Source organism: Mycobacterium shottsii (assembly GCF_010728525.1).
GTDB classification, from domain to species: Bacteria; Actinomycetota; Actinomycetes; order Mycobacteriales; family Mycobacteriaceae; genus Mycobacterium; species Mycobacterium marinum.
On record NZ_AP022572.1, the window covers coordinates 5,556,339 to 5,574,766 of the forward strand.

The 18,428-nt window shown below is 64.5% G+C and carries 16 protein-coding genes and 3 pseudogenes; 7 read left to right on the forward strand and 12 right to left on the reverse strand.

Annotation, left to right across the window (positions count from 1 at the left end):
* Positions 1-54 precede the first annotated feature (54 nt).
* Positions 55-1,134: a CaiB/BaiF CoA transferase family protein gene (locus G6N41_RS25695; RefSeq protein WP_198966040.1), complete on the reverse strand. Its 1,080-nt coding sequence runs from the start codon at positions 1,132-1,134 to the stop codon at positions 55-57.
* 9 nt (positions 1,135-1,143) lie between these two features.
* Entirely contained in the window at positions 1,144-1,584 is a 441-nt protein-coding gene (locus G6N41_RS25700) for an SRPBCC family protein (protein WP_012396222.1), read from the reverse strand.
* 63 nt (positions 1,585-1,647) lie between these two features.
* On the opposite strand from G6N41_RS25700, the gene G6N41_RS25705 reads away from it, so the two are divergent.
* A complete protein-coding gene (locus G6N41_RS25705; RefSeq protein WP_198966041.1) occupies positions 1,648-3,348 on the forward strand; it encodes an alpha-keto acid decarboxylase family protein in 1,701 nt (566 codons plus the stop codon).
* Positions 3,349-3,362: 14 nt separating this feature from the next.
* On the opposite strand, the gene G6N41_RS25710 is transcribed toward G6N41_RS25705, so the two are convergent.
* The 4 genes from G6N41_RS25710 to G6N41_RS25725 all read right to left on the reverse strand — a co-directional run bounded on the left by G6N41_RS25710 (position 3,363) and on the right by G6N41_RS25725 (position 5,648).
* Complete coding sequence (locus G6N41_RS25710) at positions 3,363-3,548, reverse strand: (2Fe-2S)-binding protein (protein ID WP_011738661.1); 186 nt, start codon at positions 3,546-3,548, stop codon at positions 3,363-3,365.
* A 67-nt stretch (positions 3,549-3,615) separates the two neighbouring features.
* Positions 3,616-4,191, reverse strand: a complete 576-nt coding sequence (locus G6N41_RS25715; RefSeq protein WP_198966042.1) for a fatty-acid--CoA ligase — start codon at positions 4,189-4,191, stop codon at positions 3,616-3,618.
* Between the two features lie 51 nt (positions 4,192-4,242).
* The gene (locus tag G6N41_RS25720; protein WP_198966043.1) at positions 4,243-4,824 is read right to left on the reverse strand and encodes a twin-arginine translocation pathway signal; all 582 of its coding nucleotides are present in this window, start codon (positions 4,822-4,824) and stop codon (positions 4,243-4,245) included.
* On the reverse strand, positions 4,821-5,648 hold the full coding sequence (locus tag G6N41_RS25725; protein ID WP_407663848.1) for a hypothetical protein: 828 nt from the start codon (positions 5,646-5,648) through the stop codon (positions 4,821-4,823). The genes G6N41_RS25720 and G6N41_RS25725 overlap by 4 nt, the downstream gene beginning before the upstream one ends.
* On the opposite strand from G6N41_RS25725, the pseudogene G6N41_RS25730 reads away from it, so the two are divergent.
* Positions 5,644-6,515, forward strand: a pseudogene (locus G6N41_RS25730) (IS5 family transposase). The gene G6N41_RS25725 and the pseudogene G6N41_RS25730 sit on opposite strands and share 5 nt — an antisense overlap.
* Here the strand turns inward: G6N41_RS25730 and G6N41_RS25735 are convergent.
* Together G6N41_RS25735 and G6N41_RS25740 are read right to left on the reverse strand one after the other, a co-directional pair.
* Positions 6,512-6,736 (reverse strand): hypothetical protein, encoded by a 225-nt coding sequence (locus tag G6N41_RS25735; RefSeq protein WP_231608713.1) that lies wholly within the window; start codon positions 6,734-6,736, stop codon positions 6,512-6,514. The pseudogene G6N41_RS25730 and the gene G6N41_RS25735 sit on opposite strands and share 4 nt — an antisense overlap.
* A 272-nt stretch (positions 6,737-7,008) precedes the next feature.
* Positions 7,009-8,396 (reverse strand): annotated as a pseudogene (locus tag G6N41_RS25740) (FadD3 family acyl-CoA ligase).
* On the opposite strand from G6N41_RS25740, the pseudogene G6N41_RS25745 reads away from it, so the two are divergent.
* A pseudogene (locus G6N41_RS25745) lies at positions 8,382-9,252 on the forward strand (IS5 family transposase). The pseudogenes G6N41_RS25740 and G6N41_RS25745 overlap by 15 nt on opposite strands.
* 79 nt (positions 9,253-9,331) lie before the next feature.
* Here the strand turns inward: G6N41_RS25745 and G6N41_RS25750 are convergent.
* Together G6N41_RS25750 and G6N41_RS25755 are read right to left on the reverse strand one after the other, a co-directional pair.
* Positions 9,332-10,867 (reverse strand): SulP family inorganic anion transporter, encoded by a 1,536-nt coding sequence (locus G6N41_RS25750; RefSeq protein WP_198966044.1) that lies wholly within the window; start codon positions 10,865-10,867, stop codon positions 9,332-9,334.
* A gap of 300 nt (positions 10,868-11,167) precedes the next feature.
* Positions 11,168-12,355 (reverse strand): acyl-CoA dehydrogenase family protein, encoded by a 1,188-nt coding sequence (locus G6N41_RS25755; RefSeq protein ID WP_198966045.1) that lies wholly within the window; start codon positions 12,353-12,355, stop codon positions 11,168-11,170.
* 190 nt (positions 12,356-12,545) lie between these two features.
* On the opposite strand from G6N41_RS25755, the gene G6N41_RS25760 reads away from it, so the two are divergent.
* The 4 genes from G6N41_RS25760 (at position 12,546) to G6N41_RS25775 (ending at position 16,359) form a co-directional block, all read left to right on the forward strand.
* A complete protein-coding gene (locus G6N41_RS25760) occupies positions 12,546-13,199 on the forward strand; it encodes a TetR/AcrR family transcriptional regulator (protein ID WP_020729506.1) in 654 nt (217 codons plus the stop codon).
* A 233-nt stretch (positions 13,200-13,432) separates the two neighbouring features.
* A complete protein-coding gene (locus G6N41_RS25765) occupies positions 13,433-14,635 on the forward strand; it encodes a cytochrome P450 (RefSeq protein WP_198966046.1) in 1,203 nt (400 codons plus the stop codon).
* A gap of 30 nt (positions 14,636-14,665) precedes the next feature.
* Positions 14,666-15,517, forward strand: a complete 852-nt coding sequence (locus tag G6N41_RS25770) for a mycofactocin-coupled SDR family oxidoreductase (RefSeq protein WP_198966047.1) — start codon at positions 14,666-14,668, stop codon at positions 15,515-15,517.
* Between the two features lie 11 nt (positions 15,518-15,528).
* A complete protein-coding gene (locus tag G6N41_RS25775) occupies positions 15,529-16,359 on the forward strand; it encodes an SDR family NAD(P)-dependent oxidoreductase (RefSeq protein WP_198966048.1) in 831 nt (276 codons plus the stop codon).
* Here the strand turns inward: G6N41_RS25775 and G6N41_RS25780 are convergent.
* A complete protein-coding gene (locus G6N41_RS25780) occupies positions 16,356-17,162 on the reverse strand; it encodes an SDR family NAD(P)-dependent oxidoreductase (protein WP_198966049.1) in 807 nt (268 codons plus the stop codon). The two genes, G6N41_RS25775 and G6N41_RS25780, sit on opposite strands and share 4 nt — an antisense overlap.
* Before the next feature lie 8 nt (positions 17,163-17,170).
* On the reverse strand, positions 17,171-18,400 hold the full coding sequence (locus G6N41_RS30210) for a CaiB/BaiF CoA transferase family protein (RefSeq protein ID WP_407663699.1): 1,230 nt from the start codon (positions 18,398-18,400) through the stop codon (positions 17,171-17,173).
* Positions 18,401-18,428 lie beyond the last annotated feature (28 nt).

The window sequence follows — 18,428 nt, forward strand, 5'->3', positions numbered from 1 at the left end:
TTCAAGCTAGCAACGCTGCCCGGGCCACGAACCGGGTTCGGTGCAAATAACTAGTTACCAGTTGATTTCGCCGATACGCGTGATCGTGGCGGGCGGTGGCCCCACCGGCCCGGCCGGCGTTCGGGAGAACCGCGGCGCCGGCGCGGCCTGCTCCACGCCGTGCGCGGAAATCACCGTCGAGCGCGCCCGCAGATGATCGCTAGCTGCCGCTTCACTCCATGTCAGCACCGGGGTCACGCATGCGTCGGTGCCGGCGAAGACCGCGGCCCATTCGTCGCGGGTTCGGCTGGCGAACCGCTCCGAAAACATTTCGCGCATCTTGGGGTAGGCGGCGATGTCGAGCTGAGACGGCACCTCGGCGGCCGACAGACCGAGTCCGGCCAGCAACGCCGCGAAGAATTGCGGCTCGATGGCCCCCACCGCCATGTGCTTGCCATCAGAAGTCTCGTAACAGCGGTAGAACGGGGCACCCCCATCAAGGAGAAAGGACTCGCGCTCGTCGCGCAGACTGCCAATTCCCTTCATGGTCCACATCATCTGAGCCAGCACGCTGACCCCGTCGACCATCGCGGCGTCGATGACCTGCCCCTTGCCCGACTGCTCCCGCTCGTAGAGCGCGGCCATGATGCCAAGCAGCACCAGCATCGAACCGCCGCCGAAGTCGGCAACCAGATTCAGCGGTGGCGTGGGTGGCCGGTCCCGATAGCCCAGCGCCGACAACGCACCGGTCTGCGACAGATAGTTGATGTCGTGGCCGGCCGTCGGCGCCAGCGGGCCATCCTGCCCCCAGCCGGTGATGCGCGCGAAGATCAATCGCGGGTTTACCGCGGCGCAGTCATCGGGCCCGATTCCCAGCCGTTCACAGGTGCCCGGCCGAAAACAATCCAGCAGCACGTCGGCCTTAGCAGCCAGCTCCAACAAGGCCTGCGGCTGGCTTTTGACGTCCAGGTCGACGATCCGTTTTCCGCGATGCAGCAGATCGCGGTCCTCGGCCGGCATCTGCAGACCCCCTGGCCGGCGCACCCGCACCACGTCAGCACCCAGGTCGGCAAGCACCATCCCGGCATGTGGGCCGGGGCCGATGCCACCCAACTCGATGACCTTCACCCCCGCCAGGGGTCCCCCACCCGCCACCGCGGCTACTCAGCCCTTCTTCACCTTCAGCACCTGCTTGCGCAGCTCATCGAGGCCGGACTCCACCGTGCCCTTCACCGCACGCTTGAGCACGAATCCCGGCAGCGGCACCACCGCGTCGACGGCCAGCTCGAGCTTTACCCGGGTCTTGTCGCCCTCCGGCGTCAAGAGGTAGCTCCCCTCCTGGGAACGCTGCTGGCCCGAACTGACGAGCGACCAGTTCACCTTGTTGTCGCCCCAGCTGTAGGCCACCACTTGCTCGTCGGTGATACCCGCGGTCTTGACCTTCATCTTCACCTGGCTGGGCCGACCATCGGCTCCGGTCTCGAGAATTTCGGCGCTCTGATGCGGCGAAGACCATCCGGGCATCGCTTCGAAGTCAGCAATGACGTCCAAGATCTCCTGGGGGCTGGCTTCGATGACGATGTCGCGGGTTTCTTTGATTGCCATGGCCCGCACGATAGCGAAGCGGCGGCCCAACCGGAATAGTTTCAACGGCGTAGCGTCGTCGTCGTGACCCTGCTCGAAAATGATGCCGCCAATGACCCCGTCGACACCGTCGGCGACTACCTGCTCGACCGTCTGGCCGAACTCGGTGTCTCGGAGATCTTCGGGGTTCCCGGCGACTACAACCTGGAATTCCTCGACCACATCGTCGCCCATCCGATCATCCGCTGGGTGGGCAGCGCCAATGAGCTCAACGCCGGCTACGCCGCCGACGGATACGGACGGCTACGTGGAATGTCGGCGGTGGTAACGACTTTCGGAGTCGGCGAGCTTTCTGCGACCAACGCCATCGCGGGCAGCTACGCCGAACACGTACCGGTAGTACACATCGTGGGCGGCCCCTCCAAGGACGCCCAGGGCGCCCGCCGGGCGTTGCACCACTCGCTCGGCGATGGCGACTTCGAGCACTTCTTCCGAATCAGCCGCGAAATCACCTGCGCGCAAGCCAATCTTATGCCAGCTACGGCATGCCGGGAGATCGACCGAGTGCTCTGCGAGGTGCGCGAGCAAAAACGGCCCGGGTACCTACTACTGTCCACCGACGTGGCGCGGTTCCCCACCGAACCGCCCGGCACCCCGTTGCCTCCGCTGGCCGGCGGAACCAGCCCACGCGCGCTGTCGCTGTTCACCCGCGCTGCCACCGACCTGATCGGTGACCACCAGCTGACCGTCCTGGCCGACCTGTTGGTCCATCGCCTGCAAGCGATCAAGGAGCTAGAGGCATTGCTGTCCGCCGACGTGGTGCCCCATGCGACCTTGATGTGGGGAAAGAGCCTGCTCGACGAGAGTTCAGCCAACTTCCTCGGCATCTACGCCGGGGCCGCCAGCGCCGAGCCAGTGCGCACGGCCATCGAGTGCGCGCCCGTGCTGGTCACGGCCGGGGTGGTATTCACCGACATGGTGAGCGGATTCTTCAGCCAGCGGATTGACCCGGCCCGCACCATCGATATCGGGCAGTACCAAAGCAGCGTGGCGGACCAGGTGTTCGCACCACTGGAGATGGGCGCCGCGCTGCAGGCCGTGGCCACAATCCTGACCAAGCGCGGGATCAACTCTCCCCCGGTGGCGGTGCCCCCGGCCGAGCCGGGCCCGCCCACCCCGGGGCGCGACGAGCCACTCAACCAAGAGATGCTGTGGAACCGGCTCTGCGAAGCCCTGACACCGGGCAACGTGGTGCTGGCAGATCAGGGCACGTCGTTCTACGGCATGGCCGACCACCGATTGCCGCAGGGCGTCACCTTCATCGGTCAACCCCTCTGGGGCTCAATCGGTTACACGCTGCCCGCGGCGCTGGGAGCGGCGGTGGCCCATCCCGATCGCCGGACGGTGTTATTGATCGGCGACGGGGCCGCACAGTTGACCGTGCAGGAACTCGGCATCTTCTCCCGGGAGGGCCTGTCGCCGGTCATCGTGGTGGTCAACAACGACGGCTACACCGTCGAACGGGCGATTCACGGCGAGACCGCTACGTACAACGACATTGTCAGCTGGAGATGGACCGATGTCCCCGGTGCGCTGGGAGTCACCAACCACCTGGCGATGCGGGCCGCAAACTACGGCGAGCTGGACGATGCACTCACCGCGGCCGCCGAGCAGCAGGACCGCATGGTCGTCGTCGAGGCGGTGTTGCCTCGGCTCGACGTTCCGCCGCTGCTCGACGAACTCGTCGGATCGCTATCACCACCCGAGTGCGGCGGACGCAGCTGACGAGCACCGACAGGTTAGGCCGGGTGGGCCGCCCGATCGCCACTTGACGAGGCGATGATCGCCCGAACGGTGCGACGGCAGCGCCCACAGTCCGCGCCCGCTCCGCAGGCTCGCGCGACCTCCCGGGTAGTCGTGGCGCCGGCGACAACGGCATCGGCCACCATCTGACTGGTGACGCCGTTGCACAGGCACACGAACATTGCGGCGGTCAACTCACTGCGGATCGATCCGCATCATCTCGGAGAGCCGGCCCACGAACAGCGGTGGTTATGCGCCTATCCCGGCACCCCGAAGCCATTGGGCCGCCGCGTCGGGGTGATCGATCCACTCGCGAGCCCGCTGCTCGTCGGGAAACTCCTGCAGGATCAGCACTTCGTGGCTGTCGTCGAAAGCCTTAAAGAACCAGGTCTTTCGGATACCGGCGGCAACAAAGCGCTCCATCGCCGGGGCGACTTCGGCGATCAGCGTCGCCACGTCGTCGACCGAGGCGATCGCGGCCACCACGACTCCCGGGGCCGCCGCTGCCCCGGACCCCGACGCCCCGACGACAAACCTGTCCACAATCTCACCGGCAAAGACCGCCGGAATGTCGTCGACGCCTACCGCGTCGAACCAGTCGAAGAAGATCCGCGAACGAAGTAGCTCAACGACGGGCTCGCGGCTGTGCACCCCGATCATCACCAGGACGCGGCCGTAGTCATGTGTTGAGGCGTACACGAGAACGTGATGTGCACCGATATCGGCGAGCGCGGACTTGTTGCGTCCCAGCAGCGGCCACACCCTGGTTGGATCGGGCACGCGATAGTCCGATGCGATCACCATCGAGTGGATGTCGTTCGTCATCGCCGAGTTCCCGTCACCAGCAGCATCCCCTACACCGGTTCCAGACCTAACCTAGACCGGATCAAACGATGAGATAAGCCATTTTCCATTAGCTTTCGTCAGCTTGACCAGGACGCTGCTGGAGGTCAATGCCGGTTCGGGCCGATCTGCGCTCTGGGTGGTTTGGTTGACGAACAGCAGTACCACCGCCGAGTCCGGGTGCAACTCGGAAATGGCGGCGCGAAGCACCACCGCACTGGTCCTCACCGACTTCCGCTTGGCCGCCGGCGCGACGATCTGCTGCGTGAATTGGTCGTAGTAGGACAAGAATTCGCCGGTGAGGTGCGACCTGGCCGAGGAGAAATCGCGGTCGAGGGTGTCCGGAGAATAGGACAGGATGGCGATCGCCCCGTCGCTGGCGGCCGAGACGGCGGCCCCGGCGGCCTGGGCATCGACTTCGCGATCTGGCCGGTAGGAGAACACGAACAGCGCGGCCAGCAACCCCAGTGCGGCCGCCACCAGCAGCCCCACCACGGCAACGACCACTTTGCCCGGCGTCAGCTTGTGCAACCAGGCCCGACGGCGCTCGAGTGGCTCCGGCCCCGGATCCTCGCCGGGCTTCTTTTGTTCGACCGCGGTCTGCTCTGCGGTCACGGCACAAACTCGACTTTCGACATCTTGAGCTGATCACCGTCTCGGGTGATGGTCACGATCAGCCGGTACTTGCGGGGATCCTTCTTGGCCCCGGCGGCATTGGTGACTTCCGATGTCGAGGCGACCAGCACCACCGCCGAGTCATCGGTCATGGAGTTCCTGTCGACGGCGACGGCTTGGACCGTTCCCTGCTCGACCACCTGCGCCTGTTGCACCACCTGGATGAAGTCGTCGGAGGACTTGAGGAGTTCGTCTTTGAACGAGCCGGTGGAGTTGTCGAGGATGCGCCCTATCCCCTGCTTGGCGTCCTGGAAGTCCAGCGATGTCAAGGTGATCACGCCCTGCCTCGCCGCTGCAGCGAATTCGGCCACTCGCTCACGCTGCCGGGTCGCATCGCGATGCTGCAGCACCATGTACGCGCTGCCGGCCAGCGCGGCGAGAATGACGAGCACGGCGAGCGCGGCGGTGAGGGTGGACAGTTTGGGGCGCCTCAGCAGACCTCGCCGTGACCGCTCGGACTCATCGGCAAGATCGTCGGCCTCGGACTCATCGGCCTCGGCCGAGCCGGCGGCTACCGGCTCGTCGTCATCGGCGCTCAGCTCTTCGGTTTCGGCGACGTCGTCGGACTCGAGGACATCGGCCGAATTCGCAGACGGCTCTTCGGCACCGTTGGGCGAAGCGGTCGCCTGCCCATCCGCCGCGCCTTCATGGGTGGCTTCACAAGCAGCGTCAACTTCCGCTGCGGCCTCGGCGCGTTCGGCGCGACGTCTTAGGGCGTGTCTGCTTAATGTGAATGGTGTTTTGGCTGATGCTGTTTGGGTGATGCGGACGCATGCGATTTCTGATGATTTGTGGTCGCTGATCGTGGCGGTGTTGCCTGCGGGGCGGCGGCGTGGCCGGCCGTGGAACGATCATCGACGTACTCTGGAGGGCATTATCTGGCGTTACCGTACGGGATCTCCGTGGTGTGACCTGCCCGAGCACTTCGGTCCCTGGCAATCGGTGGCCGAGAGGCATCTACGCTGGTCGGTCGATGGCATCTACGCGCGGATCTTCGCGGCGATCGCCTCTGACCTCGACGCCGAGGACGCCGACCTGGGCGCACTGTTGTCGGTCGATTCGACCAGTGTGCGCGCCCACCAACACGCAGCCGGAGCGCGCCCGGGCGCCGCACAGGGGATCTGTCGAATTACAAGAAATATCTCGATGAGCCCGATGACCACGCCATTGGGCATTCCCGCGGCGGGCTGACTACCAAGATCCACGCCTTGACCGACCAGCTGTGCAGTCCGGTCACCCTGGCACTGTCGGCCGGTCAAGCCGGTGATAATCCGATGCTTTGGCCACTGCTGGCCGCCCGGTGCAGCAACTCATACGCCCCGTATCGCCTGCTGGCGGACAAGGCGTACTCCCATGACTCAACGCGGGCACAGCTGCGCCGGCTCAAGATCGCCCACACCATCCCCGAGCGCAGCGACCAGATCACCCGCCGCAAAGCCAAAGGCCGCAACAGAGGACGGCCTCCGGGGTTCTCAGGCCGAATCTACAAGCACCGCAACACCGTCGAGCGAAGCTTCAACCGGCTCAAACACTGGCGCGCGGTCGCCACCTGCTACGACAAATACGCCCTGACCTACCTCGGCGGTGTCACCCTGGCCGCCATCATCACCTACCACCGCGTCCGCAATTAGCAGACAGGACCTAGTTGCAGGGCGCGCGCACGGGCACCGGCGGCGGCCGCCAGGGCCTCCGCTTCTGCGGCTTCGGCCTCAGCCTCTTCGGCCAACGCCCGCATTTCGGCAGCGGTGCCGCCAATTTCGTCCTCGTCCACCGGGGCCGATCTCGAATCAGCCGCGCCGTTTCCGATGCCGGTGCTCAAACCACGCCCGCCCGACAGCAGCGCTGCGTGCATCGCTGGATACGCAACTGCGCCAGCCCGAATCCGTCATCGGCAGAGTCGAGCCCGGCCCCCGGATTCGATACCGCCGGCGCGCAACGACGGATTCCGCTGCTGCGCAACTTCACATCTCGCGGCATCGACCCCTCGTCTCGACGAACCTCGGAGAGCCACGTTGTCGTTTGGCCCCCAAGGCGGCTCCTAGCCCAAAGCTACACCACTGATGAAAGTAGCTTCTACTTGCGGAAATATGCTTCTCGACGCGCAGCATATCGCGAAGCCACGCCCTAGCGGAGCAGGTCCTTGACCACCTTTCCGGTCGCATTCAGCGGCAACGCATCGACAAAGCGCACCGAACGCGGGAACTTGAATCCCGCCATCCGTTCCCGGCACCAAACCAGCAAATCCTCAGCGCTGAGCGCACTTTTGCCGCTCTGGCGAACCACGAACGCCTTACCGACCTGTCCGAGCCGCTCGTCGGGAACGCCGATGACGGCCACCTGTGCGACCGCCTCGTGCTCCATCAGAAAGCGCTCGATCTCGGCCGGGTAGGCATTGAAGCCGCCGACGATGAACATGTCCTTCTTGCGGCCGACCACGCGCAGCCGGACGGTTTCGTCGATGGTGCCGAGATCTCCGGTATGTAGCCAGCCCTCGCCATCGATGGCTTCGGCGGTGGCAACCGGATCGTCGAGGTAGCCCTTCATGACGTTGGATCCGCGCACCAAGATCTCGCCGTCGTCGGCGGTTGCCAGCTCGATGCCGTCGCAGGCGAGACCCGCGGTGGTGGCGATGTCCTCGAACGAATCCTCCGGTTTGGACAGGGTGACCGTTCCGGCCTCGGTAAGGCCGTAGCCGGTCATGATGGTTTGGAACGGCAACTCGGTGCGCACCCGCCGAATCAGTTCCACCGGAATATCCGCGGCGCCGGTCACCCCCGCAGTGACGACAGATCCCGCTGACCTCGAGCGGACAGTAGCGAGTGGTACAGCGTCGGAGGCCCAGGAAGCATCGTAATTCGCTCGTGTTCAATCAATTCCAGCACGTTGTCGAGGACGAAGACACGTACCGGAATGATGGTGGCGCCCCTGAGCAGCGACGCGATGCAGCCGGCCTTGTACCCGAAGATGTGGAAGAACGGGTTGACGATCAGGTAGCGGTCGCCGGTGCGTAGATCCGCGCGATCACACCAATGGGCGTAGTGGCGCAATGTTTGCGCGTGATCCATCATCACGCCCTTGGGCCGCCCGGTGGTACCCGATGTGTAGACGATGTCCGCGATGTCGGATCCACTGACCGCACGCTCGAACGGCTTGCCGCACTCCAGGAAGCCGGAGCGCAGATCGATCGCCGGGATGCCGTCTGGAACGGTGAAATCCATTCCCAAGAATCCTTTTTCGAAAAGCACCGCTCTGGCCCCGCTGCGCCGGATGATGTCGGCGGCCTCGTCCGTCTTGAAGCGCGTGTTGACCGGGACCAGCACCGCTCCAGCGGTCAGCAGCCCGAAAGCGGCGATGATCCACTCGGCCGAATTGGGCGCCCAGACGGCAACGCGGTCCCCCTTGTCGATGCCCATCGCCGCGAACGCACCCGCGGCGCGGCGCACCCGATTAGGGCGTGTCTGCTTAATGTGAATGGTGTTTTGGCTGATGCTGTTTGGGTGATGCGGACGCATGCGATTTCTGATGATTTGTGGTCGCTGATCGTGGCGGTGTTGCCTGCGGGGCGGCGGCGTGGCCGGCCGTGGAACGATCATCGACGTACTCTGGAGGGCATTATCTGGCGTTACCGTACGGGATCTCCGTGGTGTGACCTGCCCGAGCACTTCGGTCCCTGGCAATCGGTGGCCGAGAGGCATCTACGCTGGTCGGTCGATGGCATCTACGCGCGGATCTTCGCGGCGATCGCCTCTGACCTCGACGCCGAGGACGCCGACCTGGGCGCACTGTTGTCGGTCGATTCGACCAGTGTGCGCGCCCACCAACACGCAGCCGGAGCGCGCCCGGGCGCCGCACAGGGGATCTGTCGAATTACAAGAAATATCTCGATGAGCCCGATGACCACGCCATTGGGCATTCCCGCGGCGGGCTGACTACCAAGATCCACGCCTTGACCGACCAGCTGTGCAGTCCGGTCACCCTGGCACTGTCGGCCGGTCAAGCCGGTGATAATCCGATGCTTTGGCCACTGCTGGCCGCCCGGCGCAGCAACTCATACGCCCGTTTCACCTGCTGGCGGACAAGGCGTACTCCCATGACTCGACGCGGGCACAGCTGCGCCGGCTCAAGATCGCCCACACCATCCCCGAGCGCAGCGACCAGATCACCCGCCGCAAAGCCAAAGGCCGCAACAGAGGACGGCCTCCGGGGTTCTCAGGCCGAATCTACAAGCACCGCAACACCGTCGAGCGAAGCTTCAACCGGCTCAAACACTGGCGCGCGGTCGCCACCCGCTACGACAAATACGCCCTGACCTACCTCGGCGATGTCACCCTGGCCGCCATCATCACCTACCACCGCGTCCGCAATTAGCAGACAGGACCTAGGTGGCAGCAGCGGCGATCACCGGTTGTGGCCCGACCCCGGGCCCACCCCGCGACTGGCCCTGCCCCTAGTGTTCTGCGCCGAACTGTCCGGACAGCCGGCCGTGGCGCTCTGCCGAATCCTGTTTCAGGCCAATGATTTCGACGTATCGGCCCTTGGCTTGGTATTTGGTGATGATGGCGTCGAGTGCGGCCACGGTGGAGGCGTCCCAGATGTGGGACTGCGACATGTCGATCACCACGTTGTCCGGGTCGTCGACGTAATTGAATTGGTAAACCAAGTCGTTGCTCGAGGCGAAGAACAATTCACCGCTAACTTGGTAGACCACCGTGTCAGCGGCGCCGCCGGTGTCTGATTCCACGATTCTTTCCACCGTCATGAAGTGAGCAACACGCCGCGCAAAGAGCACCATCGCGGTCAAGACACCGGCAACGACGCCGTAAGCGAGGTTGTGGGTTGCCACGGTGACCACCACGGTGGCAAGCATGACCAGCGTTTCGCTGCGCGGCATCCGCCGTAGCGTCGCGGGGGCAATGCTGTGCCAGTCCATCGTGCCGACCGAGACCATGATCATCACCGCGACCAGTGCCGCCATCGGAATGAGCGCGACCACGTCGCCGAGGCCGACGACCAGGCCCAACAGGAACAGGCCGGCGAGGAAGGTCGAGATCCGGGTGCGAGCACCGGAGACCTTCACGTTGATCATCGTCTGGCCGATCATTGCGCAGCCGCCCATTCCGCCGAAGAAGCCCGTGACAACGTTGGCAACGCCCTGCCCCCAGGCCTCCCGGGTTTTGTTGCTGTGGGTGTCGGTGATGTCGTCAACGAGCTTGGCCGTCAGCAACGATTCCAGCAACCCGACCAACGCCATTGCCAGCGCATACGGGCCGATGATGGACAGGGTTTCCAGTGCGAACGGGACGTGGGGCACCAATAGGGTCGGCAGGCTGGACGGCAACTGGCCTTCGTCGCCGACGTTGGGAATCTCGACGGAGAACGCGACCGCGGCGGCCGTCAAGACCACGATCGCGACCAAAGGAGCTGGGACAACCGTGGTCAGTTTTGGCAGGAACACCATCAACAGCAAACCAACGATGACAAACGGATAGACCACCGCCGGCACCCCCAGTAGGTGGGGCAGCTGTGAGAGGAATATCAAGATCGCGAGCGCATTGACGAAGCCGACCATCACGCTGCGTGGGATGAACCGCATCAACCGAGCGACCCCCAGCAAGCTGAGCGTGATCTGCAAAAGGCCCGCCAAGATCACCGCGGCGATGAAGTAGTCGGCCCCGTGTTCACGCGCCAGCGGCGCGATCACCAACGCAATGGCGCCGGTGGCCGCGGAAATCATGGCCGGGCGCCCGCCCACCACAGCGACGGTCACCGCCATGGTGAAAGAGGCGAAAAGCCCCACCCGAGGGTCCACCCCGGCGATGATCGAAAAGGAGATTGCTTCAGGGATCAGCGCCAGAGCAACCACCAAACCGGCGAGCACCTCGGTCCGCAGACGAGTCGGCGAACGCAGTGCGGCCAGCACCGCGGTACTGGGATCGCCCGCCTCGCGAATCGTTGGGACAGCCGAAACCTGTTGGGAAGACAAAGCACTCCGTTCAGCTCGCGCGTAGCCAAGGGCCCGGCGCGGCGCGAAGATCGATTTGGGCGGCAGACGCGTCGACGCACCAATGCGGACGACCGTCCGAGATGACTCGGATCGGCCCACTGCCGGACTGGATCCTACCCTTTCCCGAGGGGAGAGTTGGAATTTCGTGGGCCAGATCACGGCGCCACCAGATCCAGCCCAGCCACCGGGTCGGCGGCTAAATCGGTTCATAAACAGTCATTTTCGGGACAAACGTAGCCATGAATTCCGGCATGCCGATGTAAGGCGAGCCGATACCGCCTAACCGCGCGGCAGGCCGAGTATCCGTTCAGCGATGATGTTGCGCTGAATTTCAGAGGTGCCTCCGGCGATGGTGCCGGCGAAGCTACGCGCGTAGCGGTCGAACCAGCTGCCATAGTGGTTGTCCAGGTTCAACGCAGCGATGGGTGCCGTGATCGAGGGGTGCACCAGACCGTCGCCGCCTGCCGAGTCGAGCGCATCTCCGCAGGCACGCTGCAAAGCCTCCGAGCCCAGCAGCTTGAGCACCGACTGCGCGGGCACATCCTCCTGTCCACGCGCCGCCGAGGCCAGTGTCGCGGACCCGAGCAGTCGCATCGCCTGGGTATCCATCACCAACGTGGCGTAGCGATCCCGTTGCAGCACGCCCGCTGGATTGAAATCGGTTGCCAATTCGCCCAACAGGTTGGCATATCCCAGCCACAGCATCGTGCGTTCGTGCCCAAGGGAGCCGGTCGCCACCCGCCACCCTCCGTTGAGCTCACCCACCAGGTTCTCGGCCGGCACCGCTGCGTCGGTGAAAAACACCTCATTGAAGTCGACATCGTCGTGGTCGCACACCGACGCGAATGGCCGCCGCACCACGCCGGGAGTGTCAGTCGGAATCAGCAAAGCGCTGATTCCCTTGTGCTTTGGGGCGTCAGGATCGGTACGCACGAACGTCAGCAGCACATCGGCGTCATGGGCACCTGATGTCCACACCTTCTGCCCATTGACCACAAAACGGTCCCCCTCGCCGTCGCGGTAGCGCACTGCTCGCGTCTTCAACGACGCCAGATCCGAGCCCGCGCCCGGCTCGCTCATACCCAACGACGCGTTCATCTCCGCCCGCAGGATCGGCACTGCCCAGCGCCGCTTCTGCTCCGGCGTTCCGAACGACAGCAGCGACTCCGCAATGATGCCCACGCCTTGTGGGTTGAAACTGCGATAAAGGCGGCGCCGGGCCAACTCCTGCAGATGTACGTACTGCTGCAGCAGTGAGGCATTGCGACCACCGAACTCCGGCGGATTGCCCGGGATCAACCACCCGTTGTCGAACAACAAGCGTTGCCAACGCCGCGCCCACTCCGGCACGTGCGAGCAGGACCGCGGCCGCTCCATCCCGGCCGCCTGATCGGGCAAATTCCGGTCCAGAAACGAGATGAATTCGTCGCGGAAGGCCTCGACGTCGGCATCAAAGGTCAGCTGCACAGAACTCCTCGCCGCCCACTGAAGTTGATTCTGCTTCCCAAACACGTGCGCAAGAGAATAGTATTCTCATTTTCAGGAAGTTGCAATCTCTCGTACACCGTCTGTGAGGAGGTCGAGCGCAGCGATGGCACGGCGTTCTCCGGTACAGTCCAACCATGTTTTCTCCTCGCGGCAATCATCTGAGCCGCCCGTGACGAACCCGAGCGAAGAACCCGCCTGGAAGCAGCGCGCCGTCGAGCGGTCGATCAAGACCGCGAAACTGCGAGCGGCGCAGCGCGTTCAGCGTTTCCTGGACGCCGCACAGGCCATCATCATCGAAAAGGGCAGCACAGACTTCACCGTGCAGGAAGTCGTGGACCGGTCACGGCAGTCATTGCGCAGCTTCTACCTGCAGTTCGACGGCAAACACGAGCTATTGCTGGCGCTCTTCGAGGACGCACTGAGCCGGTCCGCCGACCAGATCCGCGCCGCCACCGAAACCCACGCGGATCCGCTGGAGCGACTGAAAGTGGCGGTCGAGCTCTTGTATGAGGCGTCGCGCCCCGACCCGACAGCCAAGCGACCACTGTTTACCGACTTCGCGCCGCGCCTGTTGGTAAGCCACCCAGCCGAGGTCAAAGTCGCGCACGCGCCGCTGGTGGCGTTACTCACCGAGCTGATGGAGGCCGCGGCCGAGGCCGGCGAACTGCGAGAAGACCTCAACCCAAGACGGATAGCCGCCATGACCATGCAGACGGTCATGTTCATCGCGCAGTCCAGCGGCGGCACCGACGACGCGACGAGCCACCCCATCACCGCAGATGAAGTATGGGATTTCTGTTCACGCGGATTCGCCGCCTCCTAACACCACCCGAACAGGCCTGCCCGAGTCACCGGCCCGCTTCGTCCGCCGGTGATAATGCCCGCGCGCGTTGAATCAGCCTAACGAAAACGCTATTCTCTCTATATAAGAACTATGATTAGCTAAAACGGATTCCTCGTTGACACTCGTTGGCGGGTGATGACAGAGTTCAGGTGCAGCACGACTCGTGTTGCACGGGCGAACGGGCAAGCACGTTCCTTCGAGAGGCGACATGGGTGACAGTGACCGCAGCGAGTGACGTCTACTTCGACCCGTACGACGTAGAGCTCAACGCGGACCCCTACCCGATGTTCCGCCGGCTCCGCGAAGAGGCGCCGCTGTACTACAACGCGCAGCACGGCTTCTACGCGCTGAGCAGGTTCGCCGATGTCGACCGGGCCATCGTCGACTATCAAACGTTCAGTTCGGCCAGGGGGGCAATCCTCGAGATCATCAAGGCCAACATCGACATCCCCGCGGGCGTACTCGTCTTCGAGGATCCGCCGGTCCACGACGTTCACCGTAAGTTGTTGTCGCGCATGTTCACCCCGCGCAAGATCAATGATCTAGAACCCAAGATTCGCGAATTCTGCGCGCGCAGTTTGGACCCCCTGATGGGCAGCGGCAGGTTCGACTTCGTCGCCGATCTCGGCGCCCAGATGCCGATGCGCGTCATCGGCATGCTGCTGGGCGTCCCAGAGGAGGACCAGGAAGCCGCCCGCGATTTCGCCACTGCCCAGCTGCGCACCGAGGCCGGCAAACCGATGAAGGCCTCCGCCGACGGCATGGTCAGCGGCGACTTCTTCGCCCACTACATCGATTGGCGCGCCGAGCATCCCTCCAGCGACATCATGACCGAACTTCTCAACGCCGAATTCGAGGACGAGACCGGGACCGTGCGTCGACTCAGACGCGATCAACTTCTCACCTATGTCAGTGTGGTGTCCGGAGCGGGCAACGAGACCACCACCCGGCTGATCGGTTGGGCCGGCAAGGTGTTGGCTGAGCATCCAGATCAGCGCCGAGCACTGGTCGAGGACCCGTCGCTGATTCCGCAGGCGGTTGAGGAACTGCTGCGCTACGAGGCACCCGCACCACACGTGGCCCGGTACGTGACCCGCGATCTGCGGTACTACGGCCAATCGGTGCCCGAAGGCAGCATCATGATGATGCTGATCGGGGCGGCCAACCGCGATCATCGCCAATTCCCGCCGGACGGTGACGTTTTCGATATCCGGCGCGAGCCACACCAACACTTGACCTTCAGCGTCGGAACCCACTACTGCCTGGGCTCGGCGCTGGCACGGCTGGAAGGCCGGATCGCGCTCGAGGAGATCCTCAAGCGCTTCCCCGAATGGGATGTCGACCTTGGTAACGCCAAGCTCTCCCCGACCTCCACCGTACGAGGCTGGGAGAGCCTGCCGGCCGTCTTCGATTGAGCCACCCCCACCTGAGGAAGTGAGGTATCCATGACTGAGCAGCTTGGCGGGCGGGTCGCGGGAAAAGTCGCGTTCATCACCGGAGCGGCTCGCGGCCAGGGCCGCAGCCATGCGGTACGTCTGGCGCAGGAGGGTGCCGACATCATCGCTGTCGACGTGTGTAAACCCATCGTGGAGAACACCACCATCCCGGCGTCCACCCCGGAGGACCTGGCCGAGACGGCCGATCTGGTCAAGGGACACAACCGCCGGATCTTCACCGACGAGGCCGATGTGCGTGACTACGACGCGCTGAAAGCCGCGGTGGACGCCGGAGTGGACGAACTGGGCCGGCTGGACATCATCGTGGCCAACGCGGACATCGGCAACGGCGGCGCCACGCTGGACAAGACCAGTGAACACGACTGGCAGGAGATGATCGACGTCAACCTGTCCGGGGTCTGGAAATCCGTCAAAGCCGCGGTGCCGCATCTGATTGCCGGGGGCAACGGGGGCTCGATCGTCTTGACCAGTTCGGTCGGCGGAATGAAGGCGTACCCGCACTGCGGCAATTACGTGGCGGCCAAGCACGGCGTCGTAGGCCTGATGCGGTCCTTTACAGTTGAGTTGGGGCAACACATGATTCGGGTCAATTCGGTACACGCAACGCATGTCCGGACTCCCATGCTGCACAACGAGGGCACCTTCAAGATGTTTCGCCCGGACCTGGATAATCCCGGTCCCGACGACATGGCACCGATCTGCCAGCTCTTCCACACCCTGCCGATTCCGTGGGTCGAGGCCGAAGACATCAGCAACGCCGTACTGTTCCTGGCCTCCGACGAGTCCCGCTACATAACCGGTGTCACCCTGCCCGTCGATGCAGGTGGCTGCCTGAAATAGGGTTCCGTCACATGGACGGATTTGCGGGACGCGGGGCGGTCATAACGGGTGGGGCGAGCGGCATCGGCTTGGCCACGGCTACCGAGTTCGCTCGGCGCGGGGCCAAGGTGGTGCTGGCCGACATCGACAAGCCGGGACTGGAGCGGTCCGTCGAACATCTGCGCGGGAAGGGTTTCGATGCGCACGGCGTGATGTGTGACGTCCGCCATCTGAGCGAGGTCAACCATCTCGCCGCCGAATCCGCCCGCCTGCTGGGGCAAATCGACGTGGTGTTCAGCAATGCCGGCATTGTCGTCGCGGGTCCGATCGCCGACATGACGCACGACGACTGGCGGTGGGTGATCGACATCGATCTGTGGGGCTCAATTCATACCGTCGAGGCGTTCCTGCCGAAGCTGCTGGAACACGGTGGACACATCGCCTTCACGGCGTCCTTTGCCGGACTGGTGCCCAACGCCGGCCTCGGCGCCTACGGCGTAGCCAAATACGGCGTCGTCGGATTGGCCGAAACCCTCTCCCGCGAAATGAAAGACCGCGGAGTCGGGGTAACGGTGTTGTGCCCGATGGTCGTCGAGACCCGGCTGGTCTCCAACTCGGAGCGGATCCGCGGCGCGGACTACGGACTGTCATCCGCACCGCAGGTAACCGGGGACATGGGCTCCCTGCCGACACAGGACGATAGCCTGCGCGTCGACGAGCTGGCACGCCTGACGGCCGTCGCCATCCTGGCCAACCGCCTCTACGTGCTGCCACACGAGGGCGCCCGCACCTCGATTCAACGCAGGTTTGCCCGCATTGACCGCACATTCGACGAGCAAGCCGCCGAAGGCTGGCGGCACTAGCCCGGACCCAGCCAGTATTCGCCAGTCTGCGGATCGCGGTACCAGCCCGCCGCGGCGTGGGTGCCACCGTCGACGTGAATTGTCTGGCCGGTGACGTAGCGCGCCATGTCAGAGGCGAGAAACACGGCGACACTTGCTATCTCATCGACATCACCGGGGCGCCCCAACGGGACCAGACTTCCTATGTGCTCCAATGCCGCGGCGCCGCCCAGCTGCGCCAGCCCCTCGGTCATCGTGATATCGGGTGCGATCGCATTCACCCGAATGCCGTGGTGCGCCAGCTCCAGTGCCGCGGTCTTGGTGTAGTTGACAACGCCCGCCTTGGCGGCGGCGTACGCCGCGTAACCAGGCGCGGCCCGCACTCCCTCGATCGAGGTGATCGCCATGATGCTGCCCGGTAGCCCCGAGGCAACCAGCCGCCGGGCCACCCGCTGGGTACACAGCAGCACATGACCTAAGTTGCTGCGGTAGAGCGCATCCCAGCCCTTCTCACTGGTCTGCAGCAGCGGCGACCAGAACACCCCGCCCACGTTGTTGACCAGGATGGTTACCTCGCCCAGTTCGGCCTGGGTTCGCTGCAGGGCGGCGTCCACCTGGTCGCCGCTGCGTACATCGATGGCGATGCCCAGGCCACCAACCTCGGCTGCGGCCTGCGCGCAGGTTTGCGGGTCCCGCTCCCATATCGCCACCGAGGCACCGAACGCCGCAAGGCCAGCGGCGACGCCACGACCAATCCCCGATCCCGCGCCGGTCACCACCGCCACCCGGCCGTTGAGCAGGACATCCGCGGGATCAATTGCCATGGTGCTGTTCAGGTTGCCGAGTACATTGCCGGGGCCGCCCCGACAACACCGTCAGATTCCAGCTCGGATATCTCCGCCGCGGTCAGGCCCAGCTCGGTCAGCAACTCACGGTTGTGCTGACCCAACAGGGGCGCTGGTTCGGTGTGAAATCGTCCTGGCCAACCGGACAGCCGCATCGGCACCGTGCTGAGCCTGGCCGGGCCGTTCACCGGATGATCCACCACCTCGAAGAAGCCGCGCGAAGCCAACTGGGCCAACTCCGACTGCCGATGCGGTTGCATCACCTTGGCCACCGGTACACCGGCTTGCCATAGGGTGGCCACGATCTCGTCGCTGCCCCGCTGCCCGCACCACGCCGCCAAGTGGTCGTCAATGACGTCTTCGTGGGTGCGCCGGCCGGGCGCTGTGGCCAGGCGTGGTTCGGCTGCCCAAGAGGGTGATCCGAGCGCAGCACCCAGCTGCTGCCAGTGCTGGTCAGTCGAGACCGCAATGGCAACCCAGCTGTCCAGGTGGCCGAACTCGTCGATGTCAGAGCTGCGGTAGAGGTTTTGCGGCACAGCGGCGGGGCCGCGGTTGCCCGCGCGCTTCAGCAGCCGCCCGTACGCGCTGTATTCGATGACCTGCTCCGCAGCGATGTTCAGCGCGGCGTCCACCATCGCCGCTTCCACCAGCACACCCCGACCGGTGCGCCGCCGGTGCTCGAGCGCCAGCAGCAGCGCATTGGCCGCATGCACACCCGCATTGGGGTCGCCGACCGAATACGGCTCATACGGTGTGAGGTCGGGATAGCCCGTCATCCAGCTTATTCCGGCCGCGGACTCGATGACATAAGCAAACGCCGGATTGTCGCGCCACGGCCCGTCCAGGCCGAATCCAGGCATGCGTAGCAGGATGGCATCAGACCGAATCGACTGCACCGTGGTGAAATCCAGACCCAGCTGGTCCAGGACGCGCGGAGTGAAGTTCTCGGCTATCACGTCACAGGTTGCGATCAACCGGTGCAATACTTCCCGGCCCCGCGAATCCCCCAGGTCCAGCGTCACACCCTTCTTGTTGGTGTTCAGCGCCACGAAAATGGGCGACTTCTCCCACCATTGGTCTTCGGTCACGGGTACGCCGGCAATCAGCCGGGTACCGTCGGGACGGCGGGTCGATTCGACGTGGATCACCTCGGCGCCGAGCATGGCCAACAGGTGCGTGCACGACGGTCCCGCCCAGAATGTGGTCAGGTCGAGCACGCGAATGCCACTCAGCGGCAGTCGCGTC